Source organism: Nonomuraea salmonea (genome assembly GCF_042428605.1).
GTDB classification, from domain to species: domain Bacteria; phylum Actinomycetota; class Actinomycetes; order Streptosporangiales; family Streptosporangiaceae; genus Nonomuraea; species Nonomuraea salmonea.
Map to the genome: position 1 here is coordinate 78,893 of NZ_JBHMCF010000019.1, position 25,625 is coordinate 104,517.

A 25,625-nucleotide genomic window follows, 5' to 3' on the forward strand; every position below is an offset into this window, starting at 1 on the left:
TTCTTCTGGAAGGCCAATGAGACGGGTGGATCTGGTTTTTCCGCCACAGTGGTGTAACCGTGGTGCCGTGGCTGGGACTTCAGGCACGGCCGACCCGCCCTCCCGTCGGCTGCTGCTCGTCGAGGACGACCGCGAACTTGGGCCGATGCTGGTCGACCTGTTCACCGAACAGGGTTACACGGTCGATCTGGCGCTGGAGGGACAGCGAGGGCTGCACCTTGGGCTGAGCCGCGCGTACGACGTGCTCGTCGTCGACCGCGGCCTGCCCTCGATGGACGGCATCGACCTGCTGCGGCGGCTGCGGCGGCAGGCGGTCACCACTCCGGTGCTGCTGCTGACGGCGTTCGGCTCGGTGTCCGACCGGGTCACCGGGCTCGACGCCGGCGCGGAGGACTATCTCGTCAAGCCCTTCGACATCGACGAGCTCCTGGCCAGGGTACGGGCGCTGCACCGCCGCAACCTCGACATGGCCACGCTGCTGCCGCTTGGCGAGGGCTGGCTGGACGCGGAGTCCCACATCGTCCGGCTGCCCAGCGGCGAGCAGGTGATGCTGTCGGGGCAGGAGTGCCGGCTGCTCAGCGCGCTGGCCGCGCGCCCGAGCCAGGTGCACACCCGCAGGGCGTTGCGCCAGCAGGTCTTCGACGGGGCGAAGAAGGAGTCGATCGTGGATACCTACGTGTACTACCTGCGCAGCAAGCTGGGCGCGGGCGTGGTGAGCACGGTACGCGGCGTGGGCTACCGCCTGGGCGCGCTGTGAGCGTCATCGCGCCGCACCGCCCGGCCGACCCGGGGCGGCGTCCTGAGCCGGAGCCCGATCCTGGCCGCCGCCTGCTGAGACGGGCCCGCCGCCGGGTCACCGTGCAGGTGGCGGGGGCGTTCTCGGTGGTGCTGGCGCTGGTCGGCGTACTGGTGTGGTGCGCGATGGTGCACAGCCAGGGCACCGCCGCGATGCGCGACCTGGCGGTCACGGCCGCGCGATCGCCGGTGGCGTACCCGCCGCCCTGCGTCTGGCTGTACCAGCTGCGCTCCGACGGCACCATCACCGCCTCGCCCGGCGCGCCCGCCGAGCTGCCCCTGCGCAGCTCCATCAACCACGTCTCCGGCGGCGTGCCCGAGGAGACCGTGCAGGTCACGGCGGCCGGCCAGGAGTATCTCGTGCACACCCGCCGCCGCGGCGACACCATCGTGCAGGCCGCGCTCGACCTGCGCTACCAGGTGTCGGAGCGGCAGCGGCTGCTGCAGACGCTGTTCGGCGCCGAGGTGGCCGGGCTGCTGGCCGCGCTGGTCGTCGGCCAGGTCGTCGCCCGCCGCGCCATCGCGCCGCTGGGCGAGGCGCTGGCCCGGCAGCGGCGCTTCGCCGCCGACGTCAGCCACGAGCTGCGCACCCCGCTGACCCGGCTGAACACCCGCGCCCAGCTGCTGTCCAGGCGGCTGCGCGGCGGCACCGACCCGATCCTGCTCATCGACGAGGCCGATCACCTCGTCATCGGCACCAGGCAGCTCGGCGAGGTGGTGGAGGACCTGCTGTGCTCCGCCCAGTTCCAGCACCTGCGGCGGCCGTTCGGGCCGGTGGACCTCGCCGTGCTGGCCGCCGAGGTGGCCGCGGCCGACGGCGCGCGGGCCGCCGCCCGCGGCGTGGACGTGCAGGTGCGCTGCGACGGGCCCGGCGACCACGTCGTACGCGGCGTCGAGTCGGCCCTGCGCAGGGTCGTCTCCGCGCTGCTCGACAACGCGCTCGGCCACACCGGGCCGGGCGGCCACATCGGGATGCGGCTGTCGTGCGAGCCCGGCGTCGTGCTGCTCACCGTCGAGGACGACGGGGTCGGCCTCGACCCGGCGGACACCGAGCGGTTGTTCGGCCGGTTCGAGGGGACCGGGTTCGGGCTGGGGCTGGCGCTCGTGCGCGAGGTCGTGGAGGGCCATCACGGCACGATCACCGCGGACGGGCGGCCGGGCGAAGGCGCCGCCTTCACCGTACGCCTGCCCGCCCACCACCCCGGACTCACCGCAGAACCCCGCCCGGAACCGGCCTCGAAGCCCTGAACACCGGCGGGGCCTGACGATGCCGGCTCAGGCGCCGGACTCCTCCTGCACGGCCTTGAGCACCGCGTCGGCGATCGAGCGCGGGTCCACGCCGAAGTGCTCCCGCACCGACTCGCGGGTGCCCGACAGGCCGAAGCCGTCGGTGCCGAGCGAGGTCCACGGCTGACGTACCCAGGGGGCGATCTGGTCGGGCACCGCCCGCATCCAGTCGCTGACCGCGATCACCGGCCCGCGCGCCCCGGCCAGGGCCTCCTGGACGTACGGCACGCCGGTCGCCGTCATGGCGTCCCTGCGCAGCTCGCTCCACGAGGTCACCGACCAGACGTCCACGCCGATGCCGTACTCCTCGCGCAACAGCTCCTGCGCCGCCAGCGCCCAGTGGATGGCGGTGCCGCTGGCCAGCAGCTGCGCCTGCCCGCCGCCCTCGGAGAAGCGGTACATGCCCTTGACGATGCCCTCCTCGGCACCCTCCGGCATGGCGGGCTGCGGCTTGGGCTCGTTGTAGACGGTCAGGTAGTAGAACACGTTCTCGCCGGCCTCGCCGTACATGCGCCGCAGGCCGTCGCGGACGATCACGCCCACCTCGTACGCGAACGCCGGGTCGTACGCCATGCACGCCGGGTTGGTCGAGGCGATGAGCTGGGAGTGCCCGTCGGCGTGCTGCAGCCCCTCACCCGTCATGGTGGTGCGGCCCGCCGTGGCGCCGACGAGGAAGCCCCGGCCGAGCTGGTCGGCCAGCGCCCACATCTGGTCGCCGGTCCGCTGCCAGCCGAACATCGAGTAGAAGATGTAGAACGGGATCATCGGCTCGCCGTGGGTGGCGTAGCTGGAGGCGGCGGCGGTGAACGACGCCATCGAGCCCGCCTCGGTGATGCCCTCCAGCAGGATCTGTCCCTCGGTGGACTCGGTGTAGGCGAGCAGCAGGTCCCGGTCGACGGATTCGTAGCGCTGGCCGAGCGGCGAGTAGATCTTCGCCGACGGGAAGAGCGACTCCATGCCGAACGTCCTGGCCTCGTCGGGCACGATCGGCACCCAGCGGCGGCCCGTCTCCGGCTCCCGCATGAGGTCCTTCACCAGCCGCACGAACGCCATCGTGGTCGCCACCGGCTGCGCCGAGCCCTTGGCCAGCTTGTCGAAGGGACGCGCGTCGGGGGCCGCCAGCGGGTGGTGGGACACCTTCCGCGACGGCACGGGGCCGCCCAGCGCTGCGCGCCGCTCGGCCACGTAGCGGGCTTCGGGCGAGCCGGGGCCGGGGTGCGCGTACGGGGGCAGGTCGCCGTCGAGCGCGGCGTCGCTGATCGGCAGGCCCAGGCGGTCGCGCAGGTCGCGGAACTCGTCCTGGGAGAGCTTCTTCATCTGGTGGTTGGCGTTGCGCGCCTCGACGCCGGCGCCCAGCGTCCAGCCCTTGACCGTCTGGACGAGGATCACCGTCGGGCCGCCCCGGTGGTCGAGCGCGCGGCGGTAGGCGGCGTACACCTTGCGCGGCTCGTGGCCCGCCCGCGAGCCGCCGACGATCCGGCGCAGTTCCTCGTCGGAGTGGGGCACCTCGATGCCGTGGAACAGCTTCTCGCGGATGTAGTCGCCCTGCGAGGCGGCGAACGTCTGGAACTGGCCGTCGGGCGTCTCCGACAGCCGCGCCACCAGCTCGTCGTTCTGGAGCAGCGGGTCCCAGTCGCGGCCCCACAGCGCCTTGACCACGTTCCAGCCCGCGCCCCTGAAGACGCCCTCCAGCTCCTGCACGATGCGGGTGTTGCCGCGTACGGGGCCGTCGAGCCGCTGCAGGTTGCAGTTGATGACGAACGTGAGGTTGTCGAGGCCCTCGCGCGCGGCCAGCGTCAGCGCCGCCGTGGCCTCGGGCTCGTCCATCTCGCCGTCGCCCAGGAACGCCCACACGTGGGAGGCCGAAGTGTCCTTGATGCCGCGGTTGAGGAGGTAGCGGTTGAACCGGGCCTGATAGACGGCGTTGAGCGGCCCCAGCCCCATCGACACGGTCGGGAACTGCCAGAACCCCGGCATCGCCCTCGGGTGCGGGTAGGACGGCAGGCCGCCCTCCGGCTCCCGCCTGAACAGGTCGAGCTGCTCCTCACTCAGCCGGCCTTCCAGGAAGGCGCGGGCGTAGATCCCCGGCGAGGCGTGACCCTGGAAGTAGACCTGGTCGTGCTCGCCGTGGAAGAAGTGGTTGAAGCCGACCTCGTAGAGCCAGGCGGCCGAGGCGTAGGTGGACAGGTGGCCGCCGAGCCCCAGCTTGCTGCCCCTGGTGATCATCGCGGCGGCGTTCCAGCGGTCGTACGCCGCTACGCGCTCCTCCAGCTCAAGATCACCCGGGTAGTCGGGCTCGTCATCGGTCGCCACCGTGTTGACGTAGCGGCTGCTCGTGGCCAGCCGTCGCAGCAGGAACTCGGCCCGGTCGGGGCCGGCCTCCCGGCGGACGGCTTCGAGCGACTCCAGCCATTCCGCCGTCTCTTGGGGGTCCCAGTCTGTCTCCATACATCCATCCTATGATCGATCATCCCATGTGCGAAGACGGCTAGGATCGTGGCGTGAAACCGGTGGTGAGGGTCCCGCTGCGCGACCGGATCAGATCCTCGATCATCGAGGGCCTGATCGACGGCCGGTGGGCGCCCGGCGACCGCATCGTCGAGCGCCGGCTCGCGGCGGAGCTCGGCGTCAGCCAGGCCCCGGTCCGCGAGGCGCTGCGCGAGCTGGAGACACTGCGCCTGATCGAAACCTCCCCTAACAAGGGCGCGCAGGTGCGCGGCTTCACCGAGGCCGACCTGCGTGAGGTCTACCAGGTGCGAGCCGGCCTGGAGGAGACGGCCGTCCGTCTCGGCCGCCCCTCCCCCGACGCGCTCCGGGATAACCTAGCCCACCTGCGGCAGGCCATCGCCACCGGCTCCCGCACCGACCAGGTCCGCCACGGCGTCGCCTTCCACCGCGAGATCGTCGCGGCGGCCGGCAACGAGGTGCTGCTGTCCGTTTGGGAGTCGCTGGGCGTCGAAGTCTGGACCCACCTGTCGATCCGCCTGCTGGGCCTGCGCCCCCACGAGAACGCCCTGGACCACGAGCCTCTGGTGGAGGCCATCGAACGCGACGACCCCGCCCTCCCGGTCCTCATCAGAAACCACGTCCTCGCCTACGCCCCCTGACCAGCCGTCCGTATGGAAGGCTGTGCACCGTGCCTGCAAATGAGCGAAGCGGCGTCATCGGCCTCGGGTATGAGGGGCGTGATCTTGACGGTTTCGTCCGCGACGTGATCGACATGGGCGTCGCGAATCTTGTCGACGTCCGCCTGAATCCGATCTCCCGCAAACCGGGGTTCAGCAGAAAACGCTTGTCCGAGGCCATGTCCGCGCACGACATCGCTTATGTCCATATGCCGCAGCTCGGGAATCCCAAGTGGAATCGAGCCGGATTCGGCATAGGAGGAGCAGAGCTCGCTCAAGCGGTGGCCGCGTACGCCCAAGAGATCAAGTCTCCTGAGGCAGACGATGCCATCGACGACATTGTGACGTTGGCCAGAAAAGGCCTGACGGGCGTGCTCTGTTTCGAAGCCAGCGAGGACAGATGCCATCGGCAGGTGGTACTCGATCGGGTCAATGCTCGGCTGGGCCGTCAGTGAACGCTTTTCATCCTCGCGCCGCCTGCGCAACTCGCGGTGGCTCTGCAGAACGGCGATGGCCTTGCACAGGTGGCCGGCCTTGGAAGGGCGGCAACGTAGCTTTCGGAGAAGCTTCCAGTTCTTCAGCAGGGCGTTCGCGCGCTCACCCGGACTGCGGAGCCTGGCCTGGGAGCGGTTGGCCTGCTTCTGGGATGCGGGCTTTTTCCTGCCCTTGTACGGGGTGCGGACCAGGCCTTCGGCTCCCTGGTGAACCTTGTCGGCCAGGGTGATGACGCCGGCCTGCTCCACGGCCCGCAGGATGCCCCAGATACGGGCCGCGCGCAGGTCATGGGTCTTGCCGGGCAGCGCGCCCGAGGTCCACAGGATCGTTCCGTCCGGTGCGGCGATCACTTGGACGGGGTTTCGCCATGTCATCAGGCGAACGTCAACCTCGCGATCATGCTGTGATCAGCGCTCCGCCGTACGGAGATGGAAGCGGCTCAGCGAGCCTCAGCGAGGTGGATAAAAGGCTCCCAGAACGCTGAACACGTGCGGCCGCTTCGCCTGGTTGCCGACGAAGAAGACAGTGTCACGATCGGCGCCGCAGATCTTCTCCAGCCAGCGCTCCCGTAGCTCCTGCCTGACGCCGGCATCATCGTGCGCTCCGAGGCGGCGCTGATGGGCGACGAACTCCCAGTCGAGTACGCCCTGACGATGGCCGCGACAAGATCGTGCATGGCACCGGTAGCGGTACCACGCCTTATAGCGGGGAGCCTCGAGCGCCGTGCGGGGACCACTTCCGAACAGGGAGTCCTGCTGCATGTAGGCCTCGATCTTCGCTTGCTCGTCCGGTGTCCAGCCAGGATGCGGCTCGATGTCGAGGCCGTCGATCCGGCGGGGGCGTATAGCCGCCAGTGAACGTGCCGGCGGACTGGCCCGGATCGCGGCGAGAAGGTTACACATGGAATCTTCCACGTGGTCGGCCACCCACGGAAGGCGCTTCGCCCAGGTGTCGAGGCGGCCCACTCTTTGAAAGGACGGAATGAGCGGCCGCCAGCTTTCGTGCCGAGGGTCTGCAGGCGCCGGTTTGGCATCGACAGTCACGATGTCGTACTTGCGAAACGCGCTCGGACCCTCAAGAGCCCGGAAGTTGATGGGATACAGCCGCACCCAATGGTTCTTCTCGAGATCCATCCGCAGCGCTGCGACACACACTGTTTCGCCGTATGCCTGTGACGGATTCGGTGCTGCTTTGACCACGATCAGAAGCTTCAACCGCTCGGGGCGATGTCCTTGTGGTTTGTGAGTGGCGGCATCGATGCTCGGCGCGAAAAGAGATTGCTGTGTCACGGCTGTGACTCCCTCGCGAGCCTTCCGGCGCAGTCTGGACCGTTACAAGAATTCTCCGACCCCATGCATAATCCAGCGGCCGGCCACTGTCACTGACCCCAGCGCCAGAACGTTGTTGGAGCGAACCCACCCCCAAAGGTCGGCCGAGGCCAGGCCGCCGCAACGCGTATCCGCGTGATCCTGTCCGGCGTACGTGACCGCCCCGGAGCGGCGTTCCGGACCCCCGAACCGACCATGATCGCCCGACGAACGCGAGGCGGCTCCCGTGGGACATGGTCGGGTGCGTCCGGCGCCGCCACGCTCCCATGGAGGTCCCCCCGCGATTCCCTCGGCCGACCGGACCCCAATGGATGATCACGCGCTCCTGAGGAGACCACGCCCTCAAGATCACGCCCGGCGCCCGGACGGCCCCCATCGACACCGGACGGAGCGAGACGCTCGCGCAGTCGATCGAGCGGGAAGATCGAAAAGGACCACTCCCAGCGTGGGAAATGGCCCTTGACCTGTGGTGAGCGATTCTGGGATCGAACCAGTGACCTCTTCGGTGCGAAGCATGCTCATTGATCGCTTGACGTGAGTGGTTGAACTGGTCACCCGGAGTTTCCGTGTGCGTCGACGTGCATGATTGAGGTGTGTGAAGCATCTCTCTGATGTCACTCAATCTGGAGCCCCTCGTCACGGAGCAGCAGCGCGCCAAGCCGACGAATTGCGTGTCGCCCCCGGTGTGATGTCCGCTCGGGCGCGCCCGTCTTCCCATCGGCCCAGAGGTCCGGCGCGTACATTCCGCTCACCAACTCGACCCTGATTGACAGGTGTGTCCCCGCAATGGCCTCTGTGGGAATAGTCCTGACCTGAGATCGCCTGTCATCAAGCCGTCTGCGCGAGGGGTGCCGGTCGCACTGGTGACGGTCACTCTCGGCGTGTTCGGCCGAGGCGTGGTAGCTCTACTCCGGCCGCCGGGCCAGGCCGTGCCCTTCCACGCGCAGGCCGGGCAGCAGCCACACCGAGGTCGGCGTCGGCGTCCGGTGGTTCTTCGAGGTGGACGCCTTCGGCGTGAGCGGGGCCAGCAGGTCGGTGGTCTGCGGGTTCGTGCGCCGCACCAGTCCGACGTCCGCGAAAAGGCCGGCGATCGGTGGCACGGCAACGATCTCGTATTCGCCCCTCCTACGGGTGCCGAACTCGGTGCCGCCAGCGTCCGACGTGTGATCACGAGGGCGGGACTCGTACCTGAGGGTGGACTCCTCGCGAGCTACGGCACGGCTTCGTCTCTCTGCTCCCCGCCGACGGCCTGCCCAGCGCGCCTGATCGGTCACGCGGGAGGTTCGGCCGTGACGGAGAAGGGCTACCGGCAGCAGATCCGTCCGGTGATGCAGGAAGGGACCGTGATCATGGACCGCATCTTCCCGGCGCCGGATCACAGCAGCGAGGAACCGTGAGTCACTCACCATGTCGCTCAGAAGATCAGAAAGGCCGCTTCCCGACTCGGAAGCGGCCTTCGAGCTGGTGGGCGATACTGGGATCGAACCAGTGACCTCTTCGGTGTGAACGAAGCGCTCTCCCGCTGAGCTAATCGCCCGCCCTGCCGGCCCCTTGCGGTTCCGACGGGGAAAACCATACCGCACTCGGGGACGTACGGCGAAACCAATAGCCCGGGGAGGCCCGTCGTGGGCCGCGTCAGAGGGATTCGGGTGAAACGCGGCGGTTGCCCACCGGCGCGGCGGGCGTGTGGCATACCATCGTCCTGTCCGGGAAGCATCGGCCACGATCTTCGGCCAGGATCTTGAGCGGGAAACGTTCATGGACGGTGCGTCCGGGGCAGGCTCCACAGCACGCAAAACCCTTGTAAATACGACCCGATTGATGCCGTTTAGCCTGGTAGATGCCTAAATGTCCAGCTGTGATGTGCGTTACAGAAGGCCCCTGGGGCGGAATCTTTCCTACAGGTTTCTTCGTTCCGCGTCATAGCTCCGGACGAAGTCCGTCAGAGCAGTGAAAGCCCCGAAGAGGGGACCTACGACGAAAAGGTTTGGCTGACGATGAACAGCACCACCGTCTCCGCCGAGCTTGGCCTTCGGCTTGTGGTCCCCGACCGTACTACCGTCCCCCTGCTCGCCGGGCTGAGCTACACAGCCGACGATCCGTACGCCATCCGCATGGCCTTCCACGTAGGGAACGACGAGCCGGTCGAGTGGATCTTCGCCCGCGAGTTGCTCACCGTGGGCATCGTTCGGCGTGTCGGTGACGGCGACGTGCAGGTGTGGCCCGCACGCGCCGACGGCGAGCGCACCCTGCACATCAGCCTCACCTCCCCGTTCGGGCAGGCGTTGTTCGAGGTGCCGCTGGCTCCGCTCACGGAGTTCCTGCACCGCACGTACGAGAAGGTCCCGGCCGGTCGCGAGACCGACTACATGGACCTCGACGCCGAACTGACCAACATGCTCTGGCCGTCCTGACCTGAAGAAGGCGGCACGTCGTCCGGCGATCTCCCCCAGGAACGCCGGACGTGATCATGCAAGGGCCCGTTACGCCGGCAGCGACTCCAGCACCCGGCGCATCCGCGCGATCTCGATGCTCTGTCCCGAGTAGACGTCCTTGGCGAGCAGCCGCATGCGCTGGTCGCGCCCGCCGGCCAGTTGCTCGCCGGCCATCTTGACCGCGCCCTCGTGATGGCGGGTCATGAGCTGCAGGAACAGCCGGTCGAAGGCGCCGTTCCTGGCGCCCCGCAGCGCGTTCAGCTGCTCCTGGGTGGCCATCCCGTACGCGGCCCCCTGCGCGTGGTCGTGACCGGCGGGGGCGCGGCGGCCGAGCTCGGCGAGCCAGTTCGTCATGACCTTGATCTCCGGCGTCTGGGCGGCGGAGATCTGACGGGCCAGCGAGCGGATGCTCCCGGTCGTCGTACGGGCCTCGACCAGCGCGGTCATCTCCAGCGCCTGGCGGTGATGGGGGATCATGCCCTCGGCGAAGCGCACGTCGGCGGCGACGGCGGCCGACGGCGTGCGTCCGACCCGTTCCCCCGGCCGGGCGGTGCGGGCGGGAGCCCCGGGGCTGCCTGGCACGATCACCGGCGCCTCGGTGCCCACGGGTGACGGCCCGGCCGGCGCGGGAGGCTCCTGGGCACACCCCGCAAGGGCAAATGTCGCCATAAGTGTGACGATTACCGTACGCGTCCCCGATCCTGCTGACATAGCTTCCATAGTGAGCTACGAGACAAAGGGGATGCGCGTTGATCTTCGCCATGTCGCGCGGTACCAAGGTGCGCGGCACCACGCTGCGGGCCGCACTGGTGTCGGCGGTGCTGGTCCTGGCCTCCGCCTGCGCCGCGGCGCCCGCCGCCGAACCGGAAGCGGCGCCCTCCGCCGAGCCCGCGCCGGCCACGACCGGCTCCCCGGAGGAGGAGAGCGGCGCGCAGACCAGCCCCAATGTCCGGCATGTCGCCAACGTGCCGCGGACCGCCCCGCTGAACGGCGAGGAGGACTTCAACACCGACCTCGCCTTCCAGGGCGACTACGCGTACGTGGGCAACTTCGGCGGCTTCGCGATCTACGACATCGGCGATCCGGAGAAGCCCAGGGTGGTCAGCCAGGTCTCCTGCCCGGCCCAGCAGAACGACGTGACGATCCACGGTGACCTGCTGATCCTGTCGATCGACGAGCCGCGCGCGGGCCCCGAGTGCGACGCCGCCGACGGCCCCCGCGCGTGGGAGGGCCTGCGGATCTTCGACGTCAGCGACAAGCGGAGCCCGCGGTACGTCGGCGCCGTCCAGACCGAGTGCGGCTCGCACACCCACACGATGGTCCCGGCCGGAGAGACGCTCTACGTGTACGTCTCCTCCCCCGGCCCCGAGCCCGGCTCCCCCACCTGCCCGTCCCCGCACGAGCTGCTGCAGATCGTGGAGGTCCCCCTGGCGGCCCCGGAGAACGCGAAGGTGGTCGCCAAGCCGAACCTGTTCCCCGACCGCGCGACCAGCGACCTCGACTCCGGCTGCCACGACATCACCGCCTACCCGGAGAAGAAGGTGGCCGCGGCCGCCTGCTTCGGCGACGGCATGCTGCTCGACATCAGCGACCCGGTCAACCCGCGGGTGCTGCAGGAGCTCACCGACACCGAGAACTTCCAGATCTGGCACTCGGCGACGTTCAACAACGAGGGGACGAAGGTCGTCTTCGGCGACGAGCTGGGCGGCGGCAGCCAGGCCACCTGCGACCGCAACACGCCGCAGACCAAGGGCGCGAACGCCATCTACGACCTGGTGGACGGCCGGCTGGAGAAGCGCGGCTACTTCAAGATCCCGCGCGAGCAGCAGCAGAACGAGAACTGCGTCGCGCACAACGGCTCGCTCATCCCGGTGCCGGGCAAGGACGTCATGGTGCAGTCGTGGTACCAGGGCGGCGTGTCCATCTGGGACTTCACCGACTCGGCGGCCCCGAAGGAGATCGGGTTCTTCGACCGCGGCCCGTTCCCGGGCGACGGCATCGCGGGCACGTGGTCGGCGTACTACTACAACGGCTACATCTACTCCAGCGACATCAGGGCCGGCCTGGACGTGCTGAAGATCGACGACCCGCTGACCGACCCGGCGGCGAAGGTGAAGATGGACGACTTCAACGTCCAGACGCAGCAGTCGTACTGACCCCGGCGGTCAGGCGGGCCAGCAGGACGACGAGCGCTTGGCGGCGCGGGCGATGGCGGCGCCGTCCAGCGTGACGGCCGTGGGTTCGATGCGGGCCCACGGCCACTCCAGGGTGAGCAGCAGCTCGTCGGGCGGCGGCAGCGGGAACAACCACAGCGGCATGTGGTACAGCGTGTGGGAGGCGTCGCCGCGCACGCCGCCGGGGAACCACGACAGGTTCGGCGGCGCGCAGTCGCCGTCGTGGTCGGAGTGGACCTCGGCGCCGCCCGGATAGCGCAGCACGAGGTGCAGCGACGTGCTCTCCTCGCCGGAGAACGCCGTGTCGAGCTGTAGCGCGAGGCCGGGCGGCGAGGCGGCGTCGCGGGCCACGACGTCGAGGTTGAGCAGGCAGCCGACGTCGTAGACCTGGATCATCGGCAGCAGCACGGCGAGCGCGGGCGTGCGGGCGAGCACCCGCTCCACGGTGACGATCGCGCCCAGTTTCGCGATCGGCGGCACGCAGGCGCCGCCTTCCCCACTCATAGCGAACCCTCATTCGCTTCGGGCGTCATCTGCAGCCCAAGGGTAACCCCGCGATCGCGCCGCCCCCGAGCGGTATGCGAAAACGGTCCGGCCCCGCCGCGCGTCACGACGGGGCGGCCTGGGTCACGGGTTGAGGTCGGCGGCGGAGCGCTCGGCGAAGATCCGCATGGCCTTGGTGGTGATGGGGCCGGGGGCGGCGGGCAGCTCGGTGTCGTCGACGAGCTTGATCGGCTGCACGTCGCGGGTGGTGGAGGTGAGGAACGCCTCGTCGGCTTCGTACAGGGCCTGGAGGGGGACGTCCGCCTCTTCGGCGCCGCACCATTCGAGCACCAGCGCGCGGGTGACGCCGGCCAGGCAGCCGGAGGCGAGGGTGGGGGTGAGCAGCCGGCCGTCGCGGACGACGAAGATGTTGGAGCCGGTGCCCTCGCACAGGTCGCCGGCCAGGTTGCCGAAGATCGCCTCGCCGCCGCCGCGCCGCTTGGCGTGCAGCAGGGCCTTGGCGTTGTCGCCGTAGGAGGTGCTCTTGACGCCGGCCAGGGCGCCGCGCTCGTTGCGCGGCCAGGGGACGACGGCGACGTTCGCGGTGGCGGGGAAGGGCTTCTGCTCGTCCACGATGACGACGCTGGTGGTGCCCTGGTCGCCACGGTCGGAGCCGAGGGGGCCGGGGCCGCTGGTGTAGGTGACGCGGATGCGGCCCAGCTCCCAGGCGGGGGCGGCGTCGAGCAGCTTGTCGATGCCGGCGGCGATGGCCTCGACGTCGGGCTCGGGCAGGTCCATGCGCTGGGCGGAGAGGGTGAGCCGATCGAGGTGGCGGGTGAGCGCGAACGACTTGCCGTTCGTGATCTTGATGGTCTCGAAGACGCCGTCGCCGACCATGAGCCCGTGGTCGAAGACCGAGACGGTGGCCTCAGCGGGGTCGATCAGCTCCCCGTTGACCCAGACAGGGATGTTCATGCAGTTTCCTCCTGTGATGCCAGCGCGATCAGCCGGGCTGCCTTGAGCTCGGTCTCGAGCCATTCGCGCCCGGGGTCGCTCCCCCAGGTGATGCCCGCTCCCGTGCCGAACCGGATCTCGCCGGCCGAGATCTGGAATGTTCTGATGCCTACGGCCAGCGCCGCCCTGCCTCGGTCGGCGTCGACCCAGCCCACGGCCCCACAGTACGGGCCGCGCGGTGCTGGTTCGAGCTCATTGATGATGCGCAGGGCCGACGACTTGGGCGCGCCCGTGACGGACCCGGGCGGGAACGTCGCCTCGAACAGCTCCGGCCAGCCCGCGCCCGCCTGGAGCCTGGCGCGCACGGTGGAGACGAGGTGGACGGAGCCGGGGTATTCCTCGGCCACGCACAGCGCGGGCACCTCGACCGAGCCGACCTCGGCGACCCTGCCCAGGTCGTTGCGTACCAGGTCGACGATCATGACGTTCTCGGCGTAGTCCTTGTCGAGGAGGTCGGCTTCCGTGACGCCGGTGCCCTTGATCGGGCGCGACTCCACGACGTCGCCGTCGCGCGACAGGTAGAGCTCGGGCGAGGCCGTGACGACGCTCAGGCCGGGCAGGCTGATCACGCCGCCGTACTTGGCCGGGTTGCCCGCCGCCAGCCGGGCGGCCAGGGCGAGCGGGTCGGCGTCGGGGGCGAGCGGCGCGGTCAGGACGCGGCAGAGGTTGGCCTGGTAGACCTCGCCCTGCTCGATGTAAGCGCGGATGGCCTGGACGCCCCGCTCGTACGCGGCGCGGTCGAGCGAGCTGCGCCACTGGTCGGGACGCGGGCCGCGCCACGGCCCCGAGGGCGTGGGCAGGGGCGCCGGGCGGACGTGGTCGAACCGGGCGCACGTCACCTTGCCCTCGTAGTCGACGACGACGGCCCACCAGCCCTCGCCGTCGAGCGCGGCGAGGTCGGAGGTCACGTCACGCAGCCCGGTGGCGAGAACGTGTCCTAAGTGGGCGTAATCGCGGTACACATCTCCCATTGTCCCAGCATTTCGACCAGCTCCAGCGCGGCGGGCAGTGGCGTATCGGGCAGGGCCGCGTAGACCTTGCGTGCGGGCTCCGTACCCCTGAGGGGTTTGAGTACCAGCCCGGCCGGTACGGCTCCCGCCGCCAGCTCCGGCACCAGCGTCACCCCGAGCCCCGCCGCGACGAACCCGAACTTGCCCGACCATTCGGCCACCCGCAGCCCGCCGCGCGGGGTGAACCCGGCCGCCGCGCACGCCCGCAGCAGCAGCGTCGGCTGGCCGCGCGGGGCGGCCTCGATCCAGGTCTCCTCCGCGAGGTCGCGCAGGTCCACGTCGGGCTCGGCGGCCAGGCGGTGCCCGGCGGGCAGCGCGACGAGCAGCCGGTCGGCCAGCAGCGGGACCGTACGGGTCTCCTCGGCGGGCAGCCCGGCCGGATAGTCGCTGATCACCGCCACGTCGAGCGCTCCGGCGTGCAGCCGCTCGACCAGCGGCGCGCTGAGCCCCTCGGTCAGGCGCAGCTCGACGCCGGGCCGCCGCGCGGCGAACCGCCTGAGCGCGTGCGGCACGAGCGCGACGTTGGCGGTGGCGAACGCGCCGACCCGCAGCTGCCCGCCCTCGCCCCGGTGGATGGCGGCCAGCTCATCGCCGGCCCGGCCGAGCCGGTCGAGCACGGCGACGGCGTGCCGGTGCAGGGCCGCGCCCGCGGGGGTCAGGCGGACGCCGCGCGGCAGGCGTTCGAACAGCGGCCCGCCCGCGGCGCGTTCGAGTGCGGCGATGCGCCGCGAGAGCGCCGACTGGGTGTAGCCGAGCAGCTCGGCGGCGGCGGTGATGGACCCGCTCCGCGCCACCTCGTCGAACAGCCGGAGCGTGCCGGTGTCGAAGGCATTCGTGTCGGGCATGGCAGCCATGCAATCAAGTTGTTTGTGGAATACCAAACGGACGGCTTCACTCGGACCGTGATTGCTTTTCTGGGACAGGGACGCATGGGCGTCCCCATGGCCCGGCGGCTCGTGGACGCCGGGCACGAGGTGACGACGTGGCGGCGGGCGGACGGCCCCGTGACCGCCGCCGTGGAGGGCGCGGAGCTGGTCATCACCATGCTCAGCGACCCGGCCGCGGTCCGCGAGGTGCTGACGGCCGCACGACAGGGGCTGCGGCCGGGGACGACCGTCGTGGAGATGTCCACGATCGGCCCGGAGGCGGTGCGCGAGCTGCGCGCGCTGCTCCCGCCGTCGGTGAACCTGGTGGACGCGCCGGTGCTGGGCAGCGTGGGGCCCGCGGCCGACGGCACGCTGACCGTGCTGGCCGGCGGTGACGTCTCGGGGTGCCGGGAGGTGCTGTCGGTGTTCGGGCAGGTGCGCGAGCTGGGCCCGCTGGGGGCCGGCGCGGCCATGAAGATCGCCGTCATGAGCGCGCTCGTGCCCGCCCAGGTGCTGCTCGCCGAGACGTTCGCGTACGGGGAGGCGCACGGCGTGGATCGCGACGCCCTGGCGGACGTGCTGGGGGCGACCCCGCTGGGCGCGCTGGCCGAGCGGCTGCGCACCCCGGCCGCGCAGACCCGCTACTCGCTCGGCCACGCGGCCAAGGACCTGGCGCTGGGCGCCTGGCAGGACGCCACCCTGGCCACCGCCGCCCGCGCCCGCCTCCAGGAGGCCGAGGCGGCCGGCCTGGGCGGCCACGACCTGACGGCCATCGCCACCCACCTCGCCGGACCTGTGAACGGGGCGGCCGTCCATCGGGCGGTGCCGCTCAACCTGGCGACGATCCCCGCCACGAACGGCGCGTACTCGCACGCCACCCGGGTCGGCGACATGCTCTACGTCTCCGGCCAGGCCGCCTTCGACGAGCGCGGCCAGGTGGTCGGCGAGACCATGGAGGAGCAGGCCGAGCACGTCTTCCAGGTCATCGCGCGGATCCTCGAGGACCAGGGCGCGACGTTCGAGGACGTGGCGTTCATCCGCACGTACCTGACGGACATGGAGGACCGCTTCGCCTACCGCGACGTGCGCCGCCGCTACCTCACCGGCACTCCCCCGGCCAGCACGACGGTGGAGGTGTCGAAGCTGTTCATGCCGGGGTTGCGCCTGGAGGTGGACCTGATCGTGGCCCTGCCGCACCGGTAGGCGGTCAGTCCAGCGGCCCCGTCACGGACTCGGCGGCGGCGACCACGCCGCCCTCGGCGACCAGCCGGACCGCGGCCTCGATCTCCGGGGCCAGGAACCGGTCGGGGCCGGGGGCGGGCACGGTCTCGCGCAGCGCCCGTACGACGGCGGCCGTCGCGGGCGCGGGCTCCAGCGGGGCGCGCAGGTCGATCGCGCGGGCGGCGGTCAGCACCTCGACGGCCAGCACCCGGGTGAGCCCGTCCACCGACTTGCGCAGCTTGCGGGCCGCCGACCAGCCCATGGAGACGTGGTCCTCCTGCATGGCCGAGCTGGGGATGGAGTCGACGCTGGCGGGCACGGCCAGCCGCTTGAGCTCGGAGACCAGGGCGGCCTGGGTGTACTGGGCGATCATGTGGCCTGAGTCGACGCCGGGGTCGTCGGCGAGGAAGGCCGGCAGGCCGTGGTTGCGGGCCACGTCGAGGAACCGGTCGGTACGCCGCTCCGCCATCGAGGCGAGGTCGGCGGCCACGATCGCGAGGAAGTCCAGCACGTAAGCCAGCGGCGCCCCGTGGAAGTTGCCGTTGGACTCGACCCGGCCGTCGGCCAGCACGGCCGGGTTGTCCACGGCGCTGGCCAGCTCCCACCCGGCGACGGAGGCGGCGTGCGCGATCGTGTCACGGGCCGCGCCGGCCACCTGCGGGGCGCAGCGCAGCGAGTACGCGTCCTGCACGCGCGTGCAGGCGGCCGGGTCACGGTGGCTGGCCATGATGCCGGAGCCGCGCAGCACCTTCACCATGTTGGCGGCCGAGCGCGCCTGGCCCGGGTGCGGGCGCAGCTCCTGCAGCTCGGGCGCGAACACCCGGTCGGTGCCGAGCAGCGCCTCGACGCTCATCGCGGCGCTCACGTCGGCGGTCCTGACCAGCTTGGTGAGGTCGTGGATGGCGAGGATGAGCATGCCGAGCATGCCGTCGGTGCCGTTGATCAGCGCCAGGCCCTCTTTGGCGGCCAGCTCGACCGGGTCGATCCTGGCCTGCTTGAGCGCCTCCGCGGCGGGCCGCACCGCGCCGGACGCGTCCCTGACGACGCCCTCGCCCATGAGCGTCAGCGCCACGTGCGCCAGCGGTGCCAGGTCGCCCGAGCAGCCGAGGCTGCCGTACTCGTGCACGATCGGCGTGATGCCCGAGCTGATGAGCGCGGCCAGCGTCCTGGCGGTGGTCGGCCGGATGCCGGTGTGTCCGGTGGCCAGGGTGTGCAGGCGCAGCAGCATGAGGGCCCGCACCACCTCGGTCTCCACCTCGGGGCCGCTGCCGGCCGCGTGCGAGCGGACGAGGGAGCGCTGGAGCTGGGCGCGCAGCGCCGGGTCGATGTGCCGGGTGGCGAGGGCGCCGAACCCGGTGGAGATGCCGTAGTGGGGGACGGGGGTCTCGGCGAGCTCGTCCACTCGCTGCCGGGCGGCGGCGATGGCGGCGACGGCGTCGTCGCTGAGGCGTACGGGGGCGCCGTGGCGGGCCACCCTGATGACGTCGTCGAAGGTCAGCGGTTCTGGGCCGACGGTCACGACTTCGTTGTCGCGCATGGTGCGTCTCTCTCGCTTAGGTAACCGGCGTACCCGATGTTAGCTCCTTACTTCCGAAGAGTTCCGCCAGCCCCTGCCGTCCCGCGTCGGTCAAGGTCACGGCCCTCGGCACGGCGCCCCGGCGCAGCCAGTCGCGCTCGAACAGCACCTCCGTGATCGCCGCGCCGAGCGCGCCGCCGAGGTGCGCCCTGCGCTCGGTCCAGTCCAGGCACTCGGGCGCGAAGCGCCGTCGCGACCTGCGCGTGCCCGCGACGTCCACGCCGAGCCGCGACAGCAGCCGCTCCCCCTGCCCGGTCAGGTCGTGGCCGTCGTAGTGACCGCCGTCCTTGAGCCGGTCGAGCAGGCTCACCCCGGCGCGGCCCGCGAGGTGGTCGTAGCAGGTGCGGGCCTCCTCCAGCTGCCTGGCCTGGCGCGACTGGCGCAGCGAGCGCACCGGCGGGCGGGCGCTGATCCGCGCCAGCACCTCCAGCACCTCGGCGATCTCGTGACCGGCCAGGCGGTAGTAGCGGTGGCGGCCCTGGCGGACGACGGCCACCAGCCCGCCGTCCAGCAGCCTGGCGAGGTGGGCGCTAGCGGTGGCGGCGCTCACCCCGGCCATCCTGGCCAGCTCACCGGCGGCCAGCGCGCGCCCGCCGAGCAGCGCGGTCAGGATCGCGGCCCGCGCGGGCTCAGCGATCAGCGCCGCCACGGGCGCGATGTCGGCGTCTGCGGCGATGTGTTCCATGCCTCGACGCTAGTACGGCGACATTTCGCTGCGCGTCGAAGGGTCACCGCTTGCCCAATGCCTTGCGGAGCATGTCGCGGGCTCGGTCCATGATCGCCATGGGCGTGCCCATCAGCACGTTCTTCGTCATCGACTCGGTGCCGGGGTGCGGGCGGGTCGGCGCCATCGACTCCGCCGCTCGCACGGCCGCCGCCATCGTCCGCCGCTCCGCCACCGACGTCCGCGCGCGCAGCTTGGCGAACTCGTAGCGCTCCTCGCTGCGGGCGTGCGCCGTCACCGCCGTACGCAGCTCCGCCAGCCCCTCCCAGAACCGCGGGTCGTCCACGCCCGCCTTGTGCAGGTCGAGGAGCAGGCGCTTGGCCTTGTTCTCCTCGGCCAGCCGGTCGGCCACCAGGCCCTGGCCGTTGTCGAGCTTCCTGCGCGCGTACGGGTGGACGATCTCCTCCTCGGCGGTCTCGTGCACCGACAGCAGGCGCGTCAACCGCTCGAACGCCTCCCCGACCTTGTCCGGAGGCGCCTGCTCCACCTCGTCGAACAGGTCCCTGATCCGCCCGTGCTGGGCCATCAGGAGCTCGATGACATCGTGTTCAGCCACGTGTTCAGCCACGTCGAGCGCCCTACCCCGGCGCCGTCCGGGCACGCGCCGCCTTACCGAACACGGGCGCTTCGAGCACCGAACGCGGAGGTTGCCCGGCACCGGCGCGGGTACGCGCAGCGACATGTCCTTCGACCCACTCCAGGAGCGGGGTATCCCGCTGGACGAGCAGCTGCGCACCTGGCGGGAGCTGAACGTCACCCCGATCGACCCCGACGCCGCCGATCCTTACACGCGGTGCCGGATCATCACCATGAACGGCATCGAGGTCGAGGCCGTCATGTTCAGCCACCACCTCGCCAGGCACTGCGCCGACCTGGAGGTCGAGCGGCAGCTCGCGCGGGTGCGCTACATCGAGGCGCAGCAGCAGAAGGCGGTCAACTGGCTGCTGCCCGGCTCGTCGTCGGTGCTGGAGACGACGATCGCGTACGAGCAGGTCGCGGTGGACCTGACGGCCTGGGTGGCGCGGATGGAGCCGGATCCGTACCTGAAGCAGGCCTACCAGTTCGGGGTGCTGGAGGACTTCGACCATCTGTACCGCTACGCCAACCTGTACGAGATGATCGAGCGCCGCAAGGCGGAGAAGATCGTCGGCCAGCTCACCGAGGTCATGCCGGGGCGGCCGACGTACCAGCATCATCGCGACCCGATCGACAACGTGCGCCGGCCCTACGAGCGCCGCGAGACCGAGCCGCTGTCGCGGCTGCACGCGCTGACGATCATGGCGGCCGAGCAGCAGACCATGAACTTCTACATGAACGTCGGCCCCACCTACATGGAGCCCATCGCACGGCAGCTCTACCAGGAGATCGGGCTCATCGAGGAGGAGCACGTCACCCACTACGAGTCGCTCGTCGATCCCGGCGAGAGCTGGTGGGAGATGCTGCTCAACCACGAGTACAACGAGTGCTACCTCTACCACTCCTTCATGGAGACCGAGTCCGAGCCCAAGGTGCGCGCGATCTGGGAGCTGCACCTCATGATGGAGCTCGAACATCTGCGGCTGGCCGCCGAGCTGTTCAAGCGGTTCGACGGGCGCGACCCCGACCAGGTGCTGGCGCCCGCGCTGCCGCCGCCCGTGACGTTCGAGCCGAACAAGGGCTACCTGCGCGACCTGCTCACCACGCAGGTGGACGTCACCACCCTGGGCACCGGCTACGTACGCGAGGCCCACGAGCGGTTCACCCGCATGCAGGAGGCGATCATGGGCGGGGAGCAGCCGCCGTCGGAGCGGGTCATCGAGCACAACCGGGCGATCAACGGGCGGGAGTACCGGCTGGAGACGGAGGGGCCGCATCCGGTGGGCGTGCGGCTCACGCCGTAGGTGTTCGGATTCCAGTTTGGGGAGTGGGCCGAGATTCGCTAGAGTTCTCTACGTCACCCGGCAGCGGCTGGGGCGACACGCGGAAGTGGCTCAGTGGTAGAGCATCACCTTGCCAAGGTGAGGGTCGCGGGTTCGAATCCCGTCTTCCGCTCGGAGCTTCCGGCTCGGTGGCGTGGCCGAGAGGCGAGGCAGCGGCCTGCAAAGCCGTCCACACGGGTTCAAATCCCGTCGCCACCTCACACCAAGGACGATTAGCTCAGCGGGAGAGCGCTTCCCTGACACGGAAGAGGTCACTGGTTCAATCCCAGTATCGTCCACCCCTTTCCAAGCCCCAGCCCTCACCGGCTGGGGCTTCGTGTTTCCTAGACCCGCCTCGGACCACGACGCTCCCTACGAGCAGAGAGGCGACCGGCTGGGGCTTCGTAGGTCTCCGGTTGCCCCGGACCGGGACGCTCTCTACAGGCTGTGTTTTCGGTTGGGTGGTCACCTGGGGACCAGTTCCGGGTCACGCTGGGAGAGGCGGCCGGTCGTCGGGGTGCTGGTGTTTCCCGGGCTTGGGACGGGCATCGGCGCGCCACATGGGCTGTCGGACGGTGTCGCGGTCGGGGTGGCTGTGGCCGCGTTCTCCTTGGTGGTGGTCTGCGGTGGGCAGCTCGTGCGTCGGTGGTTCGGGGGTCGGGGGCCGGGCTGCTGGTGTGCTGGGGCTCGTGGGTGGCGTGGCCGGGGTGGCGGCGCTGTGGGTGTGGGGGCCGGCGTACGGGGTGCGGGCCGTGGGCGGGCCCGAACCTCGCACCCGGTGGCGTGGAGTTCACGTTCGGCCGGGACTACTTCTGCGTGCCCTGTGCGTCCTTCTCCGTACGGGTGCCCGCGCATCGCCTCCAAGGGCTGCTGGCCATGAGCCTCGCCTAGCGCGACGATCACTCCATGGACGCGCAGGAGATCGCCGACCGATCAGAGATCACGGAGCTGCTGGCCCGCTACACCAGGGCCGTCGACTCGGGACACTGGGACCTGCTGGACGAGGTGTTCACCCCGGACGCGAGCATCGACTACCGCTCGTCCGGAGGCATCAGCGGCACCCGCGACGAGGTCAAGGCGTGGCTGGCCGAGGTGCTCTCGCACTGGCCCGGCCGGTCACATCTGGTGGGCGCGGCCACGTTCGCGTTCTGCGACGGTGAGGCGCGGGTGAGCGCGCCGTTCCTCGACACGCTGGCCCCCACGCGGGAGATGACGGGCGCGCGGACCAAGGGGTTCCTGCACGGCGGCGGCTGGTACCACCACCGTCTCCGCCGCACCCCCGGCGGCTGGCGCAGCGTGGAGCTGGTCGAGGAACAGTCCTGGCGCACCGCCACCTGAGCCCTGGGGAAGGTGACGATCGACGCCGGGGCGGCGGCGGGCGTGCCGCGTGACGTGACCGTGCTGAACGCCGACGGGCTCGTCGGCCGGGTCACCTGGGCGGGACCTGGGACGGCGTCGGTGTCGCTGATCACCGACGCGGGCTCGACGGTGGGGGCGCGGATGGCCGGATCGGGCGAGCTGGGCGTGGTGACCGGGGTGCCGGGCGAGGGGCGGCTGCTGCTCCGCCTGTTCGACCCTGGCGCGCCGCTCGCCGTTGGCGATCAGGTGGTGACGCTGGGGTCGGCGGGCGGGCGGCCGTACGTGGTTCGCGAAGGTGGCGCTGGCGCCGGCGTTCGCGGTGCCGCTCGGGGAGCTGCGCGACGGGCGGCGGCGGCCCGGGTTCGGCGCGGTGCTGCTGGCACTGGCGCTGGCCGCGGCGCCCATCGGGCTGATCGCGCTGCAGCCCGACCTGGGCACGATGCTGGTGTTCTCGGCCATGGTGACGGGGGCGCTGCTGGTGTCGGGGGCGGCCAGGCGGTGGCTGCTGGTGCCGGCCGCGGGCGCGGCGGGGGCGGGCGCGGCGGCCTGGCATTGGGGGCTCGTACGGCCGTACCACCTCCAACGGCTGCTCGTGCTCGCGAATCCCGCGGCCGACCCGGGCGGCGCCGGCTACAACGCCGCCCAGGCGCGCATCGCGATCGGCTCGGGCGGGCTCCTCGGCAAGGGCCTGTTCCACGGCGAGCAGACCGCCGGTCACTTCGTGCCCGAGCAGCACACCGACTTCATCTTCACCGTCGCGGGCGAGGAGCTGGGCTTCGCGGGAGCGGCGCTCATCGTGCCGGCCCTGGCCGCGCTGCTGTGGCGGGGACTGTCGATCGCCCGGCACGCCGCCTCGCCGTACGGGACGGTGCTGGCGGGCGGGCTGGTGTCGTGGCTGGGGTTCCAGACGTTCCTGAACGTGGGCATGACGCTGGGGCTGACGCCGATCGTGGGGGTGCCGCTGCCGTTCGTCTCGTACGGCGGCTCCGCCACGGTGGCCGGTCTGGTGGCCGTCGGGCTGCTACAGGCCGTGCACCGGAGCAAGGCCGTGCAGGCGTAGCAGGTTCTCGCCCAGGATCTTGCGCTTGGCCTGGTCGGTGAGCTGCGGGTAGCCGTACCCCTCGCACAGGTCCTGCGGGATCCGGAAGTCCCTGAACGCGCGCAGCGCCCACTGCGGGTGGAAGATCGGCGCCTCCGAGCCGTAGATGATCTTGTCCTCGCCGCACCAGAAGAGCAGCTTGCCGAGGATCTCGGCGAACATCCTGGGCGCCCGCACGATGAAGTTGATCGTGGCCGCGAGGTCGGCGTACAGGTTGGGGTAGCGGATGAGCTGCCAGCAGGTCTCGTCCAGGAACGGCAGGCCGACGTGGAAGATGACGAAGTTGATGTCGGGGAAGTTGGCGGCGGCGCCGTCCATGTCCCACGTCTGGGTGTGCTCGATCGGCTGCGGCCCCAGCGGGACGCCCTTGTGCACGCCGATCAGGTTGACGCCGAGGTCGCGGGCCTTCTCGAAGATGGGGAAGGCCACCCGGGGGTCGTCCATCCGCCACGGGTACGGCGAGCCGTAGTCGTAGCGGACGTTGTAGAGCTTGAACGCGCGCGCGTTGTACTCCCCCACCTGGCGTTCCATCAGGTCCAGCGCCTTGCGGCCCTCCAGCGGGTTGACCGAGCCCCAGAAGACGACCCGCTCGGGGTCGCGGGCGGCCAGCTCGGCGCACTCCTGCCAGGGCGACAGGCCGTCGTGGTAGAGGTCGGTGAGCGGCAGCGGCATGGCGACGAGCATGTCGGTGTCGGACTCGTCGAAGACCATGCGGTGGATGTCGTCGATCGTCCACTGCCGCAGGAACTCCTCGGGCGGCAGCTTGGGCTCGCCCTCCGGGGTGAGGGTGGTGTGGAAGGCGTACAGGTGATTGGAGAACATCCGGCCCGGGTCGCCGAAGGCGTTCTTGGGCTCGAAGTTGAAGACGTGCGCCACGCTGTCGAACACGAAGAAGTCGTCGATCACCGTCGTTCCCTTCTCGCGATGTAGGCGGCTTTGTCGGGCACCTGCGCGGGGTCGGGCAGGAAGCGCAGCAGCCGGTCCGCCCTCGGGGAGAGCCGCTCCGTCGTCCACACCTCGTCCCAGACGATCTCGACCTCGGCCTCGCGGACGTCCGGCTGCTCCTCGATGCGCTCGCGCACCTCCGACAGCACGCGGGCGGCGAACGGGCACCAGCCCGACGTCAGCAGCAGCTCCACCCTGGCCCGCCCGTCGCGCACCTCGACGGACCTGACGAGGCCCATCTCCACGACGGAGATGCCCTTCTCCCGGCAGCACGGGTCGTAGACCCCCGACAGCGCCTCACTGGCCCACTGCGGTATCTCCGGCATGGCCTCATCGTCGGACGGGTGTGCCGCCTGGGGTAGGCGTCCGATTTTCAGATAGCGCACATGCTTGAGGGATGACCGAAGAACCGAGCGATCTGATACGCAGCGTCTCCCGTGCCCTTCGCGTCCTGGAGGAGGTCTCGCGCGCCGACCGGCCGCTGTCGGTCAAGGTCATCGCACGGCGGTGCGGGCTGAACCTGTCGACCTCCTACCACCTCGTCCGCACCCTGTGCTACGAGGGCTACCTGTACCGCTGCCCGGACGGCGACTACCTTCCGGGCACCCAGGTCGCCGAGCGCTTCCACGAGATGATCGACGCCTTCGACCGCCCGCCCCGCGCCTCGGTCGTGCTGCGCCACCTGTCGGCGGTGACGGGGCACACCGCGTACCTCGCGCAGCTGCTCGGCGGCCGGCTGATCGTGCTGGACGTCGCCGAGGGGCCGCGCTCCCCCTGGCTCGAGGACCTGCAGGCGGGCCTGGACACCGCGCCGCACGCCACCGCGCTCGGCAAGGCGCTGCTGCTCTCGCTCCCGCAGCGGACGCGGCGTGACATATTGACCGAGTACGGCCTGCGCCGCTTCACCTCCTCCACCCCCGCCAGCGTGGAGGACGTCGAGGAGGAGCTGGCGCGCTTATCCCCGGGGCAGGTGGTGGAGGAGCACGGGCAGTTCAGGGACGAGGTGGCCTGCGCGGGCGCGGTGGTGCCCGGCACGTCGTGGGCCATCGGCATCTCCGCCCATGGCCTGACCATCCCCGCCCGCGCCCGCGCCCGCCTTGAGGAGGCCGTCGGCGACCTGAAGTGAGAGGAACGGCATGAAGGTGATCCTGTTCGGGGCGACCGGCATGATCGGGCGCGGCGTGCTCAGGGAGTGCCTGGCCGACGAGCGGGTGGCGGCCGTGCTGGCGGTCGGCCGCGCCCCCACCGGGGTCACGCACCCGAAGCTGCGCGAGGTGAGGCATGCCGCGCTCGACGACCTGAGCCCGGTTGAGGACGAGCTGCGCGGCCACGACGCCTGCTTCTTCTGCCTCGGGGTGTCGTCGGCGGGCATGCGGGAGCCCGGTTACCGCCGGGTCACCTACGACTTCGCGCTGGCGGCCGGCCGGACGCTGGCCAGGCTCAGCCCGGGATCGACCTTCGTGTACGTGTCGGGCATGGGCACCGACGCCGGCGGGCGGGCCATGTGGGCCCGGGTGAAGGGCGAGACCGAGAACGCGCTGCTGGCGCTGCCGCTGGAGGCGTACATGTTCCGGCCGGGCTACATCCAGCCGGTGCACGGGGTGACCTCGCGCACGGCGCTCTACCGGTTGGCGTACATGGCGACCAGGCCGCTCTACCCGATCCTGCGGCGGCTGTTCGCCGCGCAGGTGACCACGACGGAGCGGATCGGGCAGGCGATGATCGCGGTGGCCGAGCGCGGGGCGCCGAAGCGGATACTCGGGCCCGCTGACATCAACGCCCTCTGAACTG

Annotated in this window: 25 protein-coding genes, 4 tRNA genes and 2 pseudogenes; 16 read left to right on the forward strand and 15 right to left on the reverse strand. The window is 70.8% G+C overall.

The features are described 5' to 3' along the window. Window positions 1-67: 67 nt before the first annotated feature. Complete coding sequence (locus tag ACFFR3_RS20120) at window positions 68-757, forward strand: response regulator transcription factor (RefSeq protein WP_364373584.1); 690 nt, start codon at window positions 68-70, stop codon at window positions 755-757. Continuing rightward, the gene (locus tag ACFFR3_RS20125; protein ID WP_345386429.1) at window positions 754-2,043 is read left to right on the forward strand and encodes a sensor histidine kinase; all 1,290 of its coding nucleotides are present in this window, start codon (window positions 754-756) and stop codon (window positions 2,041-2,043) included. The genes ACFFR3_RS20120 and ACFFR3_RS20125 overlap by 4 nt, the downstream gene beginning before the upstream one ends. A gap of 27 nt (window positions 2,044-2,070) precedes the next feature. On the opposite strand, the gene aceE is transcribed toward ACFFR3_RS20125, so the two are convergent. Next, window positions 2,071-4,530, reverse strand: coding sequence for a pyruvate dehydrogenase (acetyl-transferring), homodimeric type (gene aceE, locus ACFFR3_RS20130; protein ID WP_364373578.1), 2,460 nt, complete (start codon window positions 4,528-4,530; stop codon window positions 2,071-2,073). Window positions 4,531-4,592: 62 nt separating this feature from the next. On the opposite strand from aceE, the gene ACFFR3_RS20135 reads away from it, so the two are divergent. Together ACFFR3_RS20135 and ACFFR3_RS20140 are read left to right on the forward strand one after the other, a co-directional pair. Further along, window positions 4,593-5,189, forward strand: a complete 597-nt coding sequence (locus ACFFR3_RS20135; RefSeq protein WP_364373866.1) for a GntR family transcriptional regulator — start codon at window positions 4,593-4,595, stop codon at window positions 5,187-5,189. Between the two features lie 113 nt (window positions 5,190-5,302). Then, the gene (locus ACFFR3_RS20140) at window positions 5,303-5,662 is read left to right on the forward strand and encodes a DUF488 domain-containing protein (protein ID WP_379483659.1); all 360 of its coding nucleotides are present in this window, start codon (window positions 5,303-5,305) and stop codon (window positions 5,660-5,662) included. A gap of 36 nt (window positions 5,663-5,698) precedes the next feature. On the opposite strand, the pseudogene ACFFR3_RS20145 reads toward ACFFR3_RS20140, so the two are convergent. The 4 genes and pseudogenes from ACFFR3_RS20145 to ACFFR3_RS20160 all read right to left on the reverse strand — a co-directional run. After that, window positions 5,699-6,058: pseudogene (locus ACFFR3_RS20145) on the reverse strand (transposase family protein); the annotation flags it as partial. Between the two features lie 93 nt (window positions 6,059-6,151). Continuing rightward, window positions 6,152-6,991 carry a DUF8757 domain-containing protein gene (locus ACFFR3_RS20150; RefSeq protein WP_345386431.1) on the reverse strand — a complete coding sequence of 280 codons (840 nt, stop codon included), beginning with the start codon at window positions 6,989-6,991 and terminating at the stop codon, window positions 6,152-6,154. A 944-nt stretch (window positions 6,992-7,935) separates the two neighbouring features. Continuing rightward, window positions 7,936-8,130 carry a hypothetical protein gene (locus ACFFR3_RS20155; RefSeq protein ID WP_379483623.1) on the reverse strand — a complete coding sequence of 65 codons (195 nt, stop codon included), beginning with the start codon at window positions 8,128-8,130 and terminating at the stop codon, window positions 7,936-7,938. A gap of 362 nt (window positions 8,131-8,492) precedes the next feature. After that, a tRNA-Val gene (locus tag ACFFR3_RS20160) sits at window positions 8,493-8,567 on the reverse strand. A gap of 460 nt (window positions 8,568-9,027) precedes the next feature. Between ACFFR3_RS20160 and ACFFR3_RS20165 the strand changes: the two genes are divergently transcribed. After that, window positions 9,028-9,444 (forward strand): SsgA family sporulation/cell division regulator, encoded by a 417-nt coding sequence (locus ACFFR3_RS20165; protein ID WP_103958541.1) that lies wholly within the window; start codon window positions 9,028-9,030, stop codon window positions 9,442-9,444. Between the two features lie 69 nt (window positions 9,445-9,513). Here the strand turns inward: ACFFR3_RS20165 and ACFFR3_RS20170 are convergent, their stop codons facing one another. Continuing rightward, entirely contained in the window at window positions 9,514-10,134 is a 621-nt protein-coding gene (locus tag ACFFR3_RS20170) for a DUF305 domain-containing protein (protein WP_379483624.1), read from the reverse strand. A 92-nt stretch (window positions 10,135-10,226) separates the two neighbouring features. On the opposite strand from ACFFR3_RS20170, the gene ACFFR3_RS20175 reads away from it, so the two are divergent. Beyond that, on the forward strand, window positions 10,227-11,621 hold the full coding sequence (locus tag ACFFR3_RS20175) for an LVIVD repeat-containing protein (protein ID WP_364373561.1): 1,395 nt from the start codon (window positions 10,227-10,229) through the stop codon (window positions 11,619-11,621). 9 nt (window positions 11,622-11,630) lie between these two features. Here ACFFR3_RS20175 and ACFFR3_RS20180 read toward each other — a convergent pair whose 3' ends face one another. From ACFFR3_RS20180 to ACFFR3_RS20195, 4 genes are all read right to left on the reverse strand, one after another. Further along, the gene (locus ACFFR3_RS20180) at window positions 11,631-12,143 is read right to left on the reverse strand and encodes a hypothetical protein (RefSeq protein ID WP_379483625.1); all 513 of its coding nucleotides are present in this window, start codon (window positions 12,141-12,143) and stop codon (window positions 11,631-11,633) included. A gap of 123 nt (window positions 12,144-12,266) precedes the next feature. Next, on the reverse strand, window positions 12,267-13,097 hold the full coding sequence (locus tag ACFFR3_RS20185) for an aminotransferase class IV (protein ID WP_364373555.1): 831 nt from the start codon (window positions 13,095-13,097) through the stop codon (window positions 12,267-12,269). Next, the gene (locus ACFFR3_RS20190; protein ID WP_345386444.1) at window positions 13,094-14,107 is read right to left on the reverse strand and encodes a chorismate-binding protein; all 1,014 of its coding nucleotides are present in this window, start codon (window positions 14,105-14,107) and stop codon (window positions 13,094-13,096) included. Before ACFFR3_RS20190 ends, ACFFR3_RS20185 begins: the two co-directional genes overlap by 4 nt. Next, window positions 14,074-14,991: a LysR family transcriptional regulator gene (locus ACFFR3_RS20195; RefSeq protein ID WP_364373552.1), complete on the reverse strand. Its 918-nt coding sequence runs from the start codon at window positions 14,989-14,991 to the stop codon at window positions 14,074-14,076. The genes ACFFR3_RS20190 and ACFFR3_RS20195 overlap by 34 nt, the downstream gene beginning before the upstream one ends. 57 nt (window positions 14,992-15,048) lie before the next feature. On the opposite strand from ACFFR3_RS20195, the gene ACFFR3_RS20200 reads away from it, so the two are divergent. Next, on the forward strand, window positions 15,049-16,215 hold the full coding sequence (locus ACFFR3_RS20200; protein ID WP_379483626.1) for a Rid family hydrolase: 1,167 nt from the start codon (window positions 15,049-15,051) through the stop codon (window positions 16,213-16,215). Window positions 16,216-16,219: 4 nt separating this feature from the next. Here the strand turns inward: ACFFR3_RS20200 and hutH are convergent, their stop codons facing one another. From hutH to ACFFR3_RS20215, 3 genes are read right to left on the reverse strand one after another with little or no spacing between them, the layout of a single operon-like run. Then, a complete protein-coding gene (hutH, locus tag ACFFR3_RS20205) occupies window positions 16,220-17,770 on the reverse strand; it encodes a histidine ammonia-lyase (RefSeq protein WP_364373547.1) in 1,551 nt (516 codons plus the stop codon). 16 nt (window positions 17,771-17,786) lie between these two features. Further along, window positions 17,787-18,494: an ArsR/SmtB family transcription factor gene (locus ACFFR3_RS20210; protein WP_345386452.1), complete on the reverse strand. Its 708-nt coding sequence runs from the start codon at window positions 18,492-18,494 to the stop codon at window positions 17,787-17,789. Between the two features lie 43 nt (window positions 18,495-18,537). After that, window positions 18,538-19,089, reverse strand: a complete 552-nt coding sequence (locus tag ACFFR3_RS20215) for a hemerythrin domain-containing protein (RefSeq protein ID WP_345386454.1) — start codon at window positions 19,087-19,089, stop codon at window positions 18,538-18,540. A gap of 124 nt (window positions 19,090-19,213) precedes the next feature. Between ACFFR3_RS20215 and ACFFR3_RS20220 the strand changes: the two genes are divergently transcribed. The 7 genes and pseudogenes from ACFFR3_RS20220 (at window position 19,214) to ACFFR3_RS20250 (ending at window position 22,850) form a co-directional block, all read left to right on the forward strand. Further along, window positions 19,214-20,413: a hypothetical protein gene (locus tag ACFFR3_RS20220; protein WP_345386456.1), complete on the forward strand. Its 1,200-nt coding sequence runs from the start codon at window positions 19,214-19,216 to the stop codon at window positions 20,411-20,413. 79 nt (window positions 20,414-20,492) lie between these two features. After that, window positions 20,493-20,564: transfer RNA gene (locus ACFFR3_RS20225), tRNA-Gly, on the forward strand. A 15-nt stretch (window positions 20,565-20,579) separates the two neighbouring features. Continuing rightward, window positions 20,580-20,650, forward strand: a tRNA-Cys gene (locus tag ACFFR3_RS20230). Window positions 20,651-20,658: 8 nt separating this feature from the next. Beyond that, window positions 20,659-20,730: transfer RNA gene (locus ACFFR3_RS20235), tRNA-Val, on the forward strand. Between the two features lie 607 nt (window positions 20,731-21,337). Continuing rightward, window positions 21,338-21,769, forward strand: a complete 432-nt coding sequence (locus tag ACFFR3_RS20240) for a nuclear transport factor 2 family protein (protein ID WP_364373541.1) — start codon at window positions 21,338-21,340, stop codon at window positions 21,767-21,769. 12 nt (window positions 21,770-21,781) lie between these two features. Beyond that, window positions 21,782-22,048 (forward strand): annotated as a pseudogene (gene mreC, locus ACFFR3_RS20245) (rod shape-determining protein MreC); the annotation flags it as partial. A 37-nt stretch (window positions 22,049-22,085) separates the two neighbouring features. After that, window positions 22,086-22,850: an FtsW/RodA/SpoVE family cell cycle protein gene (locus ACFFR3_RS20250; protein ID WP_379483627.1), complete on the forward strand. Its 765-nt coding sequence runs from the start codon at window positions 22,086-22,088 to the stop codon at window positions 22,848-22,850. Here the strand turns inward: ACFFR3_RS20250 and ACFFR3_RS20255 are convergent. Together ACFFR3_RS20255 and ACFFR3_RS20260 are read right to left on the reverse strand one after the other, a co-directional pair. Further along, complete coding sequence (locus ACFFR3_RS20255; RefSeq protein ID WP_345386466.1) at window positions 22,812-23,795, reverse strand: amidohydrolase family protein; 984 nt, start codon at window positions 23,793-23,795, stop codon at window positions 22,812-22,814. The two genes, ACFFR3_RS20250 and ACFFR3_RS20255, sit on opposite strands and share 39 nt — an antisense overlap. After that, complete coding sequence (locus ACFFR3_RS20260; protein WP_345386468.1) at window positions 23,792-24,160, reverse strand: metal-sulfur cluster assembly factor; 369 nt, start codon at window positions 24,158-24,160, stop codon at window positions 23,792-23,794. The genes ACFFR3_RS20255 and ACFFR3_RS20260 overlap by 4 nt, the downstream gene beginning before the upstream one ends. Before the next feature lie 71 nt (window positions 24,161-24,231). Here ACFFR3_RS20260 and ACFFR3_RS20265 point away from each other — a divergent pair, with 71 nt between their 5' ends. After that, on the forward strand, window positions 24,232-24,960 hold the full coding sequence (locus tag ACFFR3_RS20265) for an IclR family transcriptional regulator (RefSeq protein ID WP_364373534.1): 729 nt from the start codon (window positions 24,232-24,234) through the stop codon (window positions 24,958-24,960). Window positions 24,961-24,970: 10 nt separating this feature from the next. Next, on the forward strand, window positions 24,971-25,621 hold the full coding sequence (locus ACFFR3_RS20270; protein WP_379483628.1) for an NAD(P)H-binding protein: 651 nt from the start codon (window positions 24,971-24,973) through the stop codon (window positions 25,619-25,621). Window positions 25,622-25,625 lie beyond the last annotated feature (4 nt).

Bases quoted from the DNA above. Each gene is read 5' to 3' on its own strand.
- aceE (WP_364373578.1), bottom strand. From the start codon at position 4,530: ATGGAGACAGACTGGGACCCCCAAGAGACGGCGGAATGGCTGGAGTCG.
- ACFFR3_RS20140 (WP_379483659.1), top strand. From the start codon at position 5,303: ATGGGCGTCGCGAATCTTGTCGACGTCCGCCTGAATCCGATCTCCCGC.
- ACFFR3_RS20165 (WP_103958541.1), top strand. From the start codon at position 9,028: ATGAACAGCACCACCGTCTCCGCCGAGCTTGGCCTTCGGCTTGTGGTC.
- ACFFR3_RS20170 (WP_379483624.1), bottom strand. From the start codon at position 10,134: ATGGCGACATTTGCCCTTGCGGGGTGTGCCCAGGAGCCTCCCGCGCCG.
- ACFFR3_RS20175 (WP_364373561.1), top strand. From the start codon at position 10,227: ATGTCGCGCGGTACCAAGGTGCGCGGCACCACGCTGCGGGCCGCACTG.
- ACFFR3_RS20180 (WP_379483625.1), bottom strand. From the start codon at position 12,143: ATGAGTGGGGAAGGCGGCGCCTGCGTGCCGCCGATCGCGAAACTGGGC.
- ACFFR3_RS20185 (WP_364373555.1), bottom strand. From the start codon at position 13,097: ATGAACATCCCTGTCTGGGTCAACGGGGAGCTGATCGACCCCGCTGAG.
- ACFFR3_RS20190 (WP_345386444.1), bottom strand. From the start codon at position 14,107: ATGGGAGATGTGTACCGCGATTACGCCCACTTAGGACACGTTCTCGCC.
- ACFFR3_RS20195 (WP_364373552.1), bottom strand. From the start codon at position 14,991: ATGCCCGACACGAATGCCTTCGACACCGGCACGCTCCGGCTGTTCGAC.
- hutH (WP_364373547.1), bottom strand. From the start codon at position 17,770: ATGCGCGACAACGAAGTCGTGACCGTCGGCCCAGAACCGCTGACCTTC.
- ACFFR3_RS20210 (WP_345386452.1), bottom strand. From the start codon at position 18,494: ATGGAACACATCGCCGCAGACGCCGACATCGCGCCCGTGGCGGCGCTG.
- ACFFR3_RS20220 (WP_345386456.1), top strand. From the start codon at position 19,214: ATGTCCTTCGACCCACTCCAGGAGCGGGGTATCCCGCTGGACGAGCAG.
- ACFFR3_RS20240 (WP_364373541.1), top strand. From the start codon at position 21,338: ATGGACGCGCAGGAGATCGCCGACCGATCAGAGATCACGGAGCTGCTG.
- ACFFR3_RS20260 (WP_345386468.1), bottom strand. From the start codon at position 24,160: ATGCCGGAGATACCGCAGTGGGCCAGTGAGGCGCTGTCGGGGGTCTAC.
- ACFFR3_RS20265 (WP_364373534.1), top strand. From the start codon at position 24,232: ATGACCGAAGAACCGAGCGATCTGATACGCAGCGTCTCCCGTGCCCTT.
- ACFFR3_RS20270 (WP_379483628.1), top strand. From the start codon at position 24,971: ATGAAGGTGATCCTGTTCGGGGCGACCGGCATGATCGGGCGCGGCGTG.